Here is a 2,725-nt window from a genome sequence, read left to right as displayed (position 1 = left end):
AGTCGGAGTCGGAAACTCTAGCTGGAGCCTTGGGCATAGATCTAGAAGTGCTCGGTCGCTCACGATCGCGAGAAGCCTTAATTAACCGCTACTACCACCCAAATGAACATAGCCTCGCTGACACTGATCTTGGTTTTTTAAGCATATGGACACGTAAAGAGGCGGTCGTTAAAGCTCAAGGCATGGGTTTGCGCATCGATCTAAAAAGCCTCAACACGGCCACCGCAGTCATCGAGCACGTTCAACTCGGCCAATGGCATAGCCTCACTGTTTCGCTAAACGAACCCAATGCAGCGCCAACCGAAATTGGCGTCCTTAGCTTGAGTTGGCCAGCAGCACTCGCGCTGTAACACGTCGTAAACAATACGCCCACTGCCTTCGAACGCTTTATGCCAGATCATCTGTGCATTACCATCGCGACATTACTTTTAGGAAATTAATACCATGGCTCTCACAGTCGACCGCCTGCGCACATCGGTGCAATATCTGCTACCGCAACACGGGCTCTCGCGCCTCGTTGGCAAAATTGCCTCCAGCACCACACCATGGATAAAAGATACTTTCATTCAACGCTTTGCCAAACGCTATAACGTCGACATGAGCGAAGCACTAGAGCCAGACTTGTCGCAATACGCCTGCTTCAACGATTTTTTCACGCGCGCATTAAAACCTGGCGCACGGCCTTTGTGCACCGAAAGCGACAGCATTCTCTGCCCAGCCGATGGCGCTATTTCGCAGCTTGGCCCCATCACCAATGACCGTGTATTCCAAGCCAAAGGCCACGACTACAGCCTCAGCGATTTACTCGCCGATAACACAAGTGCGCAAGCGTATATTGGCGGCCAGTTCGCCACTGTGTATTTATCGCCACGTGATTATCATCGCGTTCACATGCCACTCACTGGCAAGCTCACGCGCAGCGTCTATGTGCCCGGCGATCTATTTTCGGTCAACACCCTCACCGCGCAAACCGTGCCCAACTTATTTGCCCGCAATGAACGCTTAGTAGCCCATTTCGACACCGAAGCTGGCCCCATGGTTGTGATTTTAGTCGGCGCGATGATTGTCGCCAGCATTGAAACTGTCTGGGGCGGCGTCGAAGCTATAGGTTCAGAAATCCGCACGCGCGACTTTGCAGCCCATGAGCAAATCACACTAAACAGCGGTGACGAATTAGGCCGCTTCCGCCTCGGCTCCACCGCCATTATTCTCTTCGGGCCAAACGTAATGAGCTGGGAAAAGGAATTTGTAACTAGCAGCTCGACACGCATGGGCCAGCGTTTAGGCTATGTTTTAAGCAAAAAGTAATGCGTTTATGTATATGACCAGGCAGTCCTATACAGTTGTTTACAAAAGCTCTACAAATCCAAGTGCGTTTGACGTTTACAATCCGCACCGTAACCAAATTACCCATATGTGCTGCTCGACCTCGGTTTTGCAGCGCCACGATTTGCCGAGGCTTATATGAACACATCTAAATTTACTCGCTTAGCTGCTAGCTGCGCGCTAGCACTTGGTCTTGCTGCCTGCGGCGCTGATGGCAATAGCAATACTACTGGTGGCGGTGGTACTGGCGGTGGTACTGGCCCACGCCTAATTCTTGACGACACACAAACTCAACTCAGCGGCACATTGACTGGCCTTGCAGGCCTTATTGGCACTGATAATCCATTAGGCGCCTTAGTCTTTTGCTTAGACCCAACAGTAAACGATCTTGTTGATGGTCCCGACGCCCTACTAACCAATTTGCTCGGCAGCCTGAATACCACACTAGGCACGCAGGACCCAGCGGCTCTGCAGGCAGCTCTATTGGCCAGTGGCGACAGCTTATCAACTGCATTGCAATCACTGACAGTCAACTTGCCTAATGCATTAATGGCCTTGGCCGACCCTAGCGCAGTGAGTAACTGCGGATCACAAGGTGGCACTACTGGCGGCGGTACTGGCGGCTCACCATTAGATGCATTGATTGCTCTATTTGGTGGTGGTAGCAACCCATTCGCTGGTACGCCCCTAGAAGCACTTGGCACATTAGGTGGCTCAGGCACACCTGCTGGCGGACCAACTGGCACACCATTAGACGCCATCTTAGGCCCACTATTAGCCATCCAAAATGGTGGTGCCAACGGTGAGATTGTTGATCAGCTCGGCCAAGGTGTTGCACAACTTGGTACTGCACTGAGTGACAACCTGCCAGACCAAGTTGTTACAGCCCCGATTGTTGGTGGCGTACTCGTACTGCTGTCCGACACATTGGTTGATCTCGGTGGCGTTCTGGATCAGATTGAACAGCCAAGCACTGCAGCAGAGCTGCAAGCCCTATTGAACAATTTGCTAAGCAACTTAACTGGCACCCTGATCGGTCTAGACCCAACAGGCCAGCTAGCAAGTACCGCTGGCCCACAAATCCAAGCTGGTATTAACCAACTGACGGATTCATTGGGCGCAATCTTGGTTCCTCTTGCTGGTACTGATGGTTTACTACCAACGCTTCTAAATCCTTTAAGTGCGCTAACTTGCCCACTGAAGCTGACAGGTAATTGTGGCGCTACAGGCAGTACTGGTGGTGACAATCCTTTAGCAGGCATCCCATTACTAGGTGACTTGCTCGGCGGCGGCTTACCAACCGGTGGTACAGGTAGCACAGGTCCACTATCTGGCGCATTAGCTGGCACACCATTGGCTCCTATTGGTGGCTTACTCGGCCTGCTAGGTCTGTAAGCAA

Annotated in this window: 3 protein-coding genes; all 3 read left to right on the top strand. The window is 52.0% G+C overall.

Translation table 11 applies throughout. The features are described from left to right. Positions 1–350 (top strand): 4'-phosphopantetheinyl transferase family protein (locus AC3DKE_RS00075; protein WP_487989643.1); only part of this gene is annotated, 350 nt, incomplete at its 5' end. Between the two features lie 94 nt (positions 351–444). Then, entirely contained in the window at positions 445–1,308 is an 864-nt protein-coding gene (gene asd / locus AC3DKE_RS00070; protein ID WP_411729459.1) for an archaetidylserine decarboxylase, read from the top strand. Positions 1,309–1,464: 156 nt separating this feature from the next. After that, entirely contained in the window at positions 1,465–2,721 is a 1,257-nt protein-coding gene (locus AC3DKE_RS00065; RefSeq protein WP_411729460.1) for a hypothetical protein, read from the top strand. Positions 2,722–2,725: the final 4 nt, after the last annotated feature.

The sequence above is a fragment of the Paraperlucidibaca sp. genome, from assembly GCF_982810325.1.
Note: the sequence above shows the minus strand (reverse complement) of the source record. Positions and strands in the feature narration are given on the sequence as shown.

What these genes read in the sequence shown, in the direction of transcription:
- asd (WP_411729459.1), top strand. Translation starts at nt 445, where the DNA reads ATGGCTCTCACAGTCGACCGCCTGCGCACATCGGTGCAATATCTGCTA.
- AC3DKE_RS00065 (WP_411729460.1), top strand. Translation starts at nt 1,465, where the DNA reads ATGAACACATCTAAATTTACTCGCTTAGCTGCTAGCTGCGCGCTAGCA.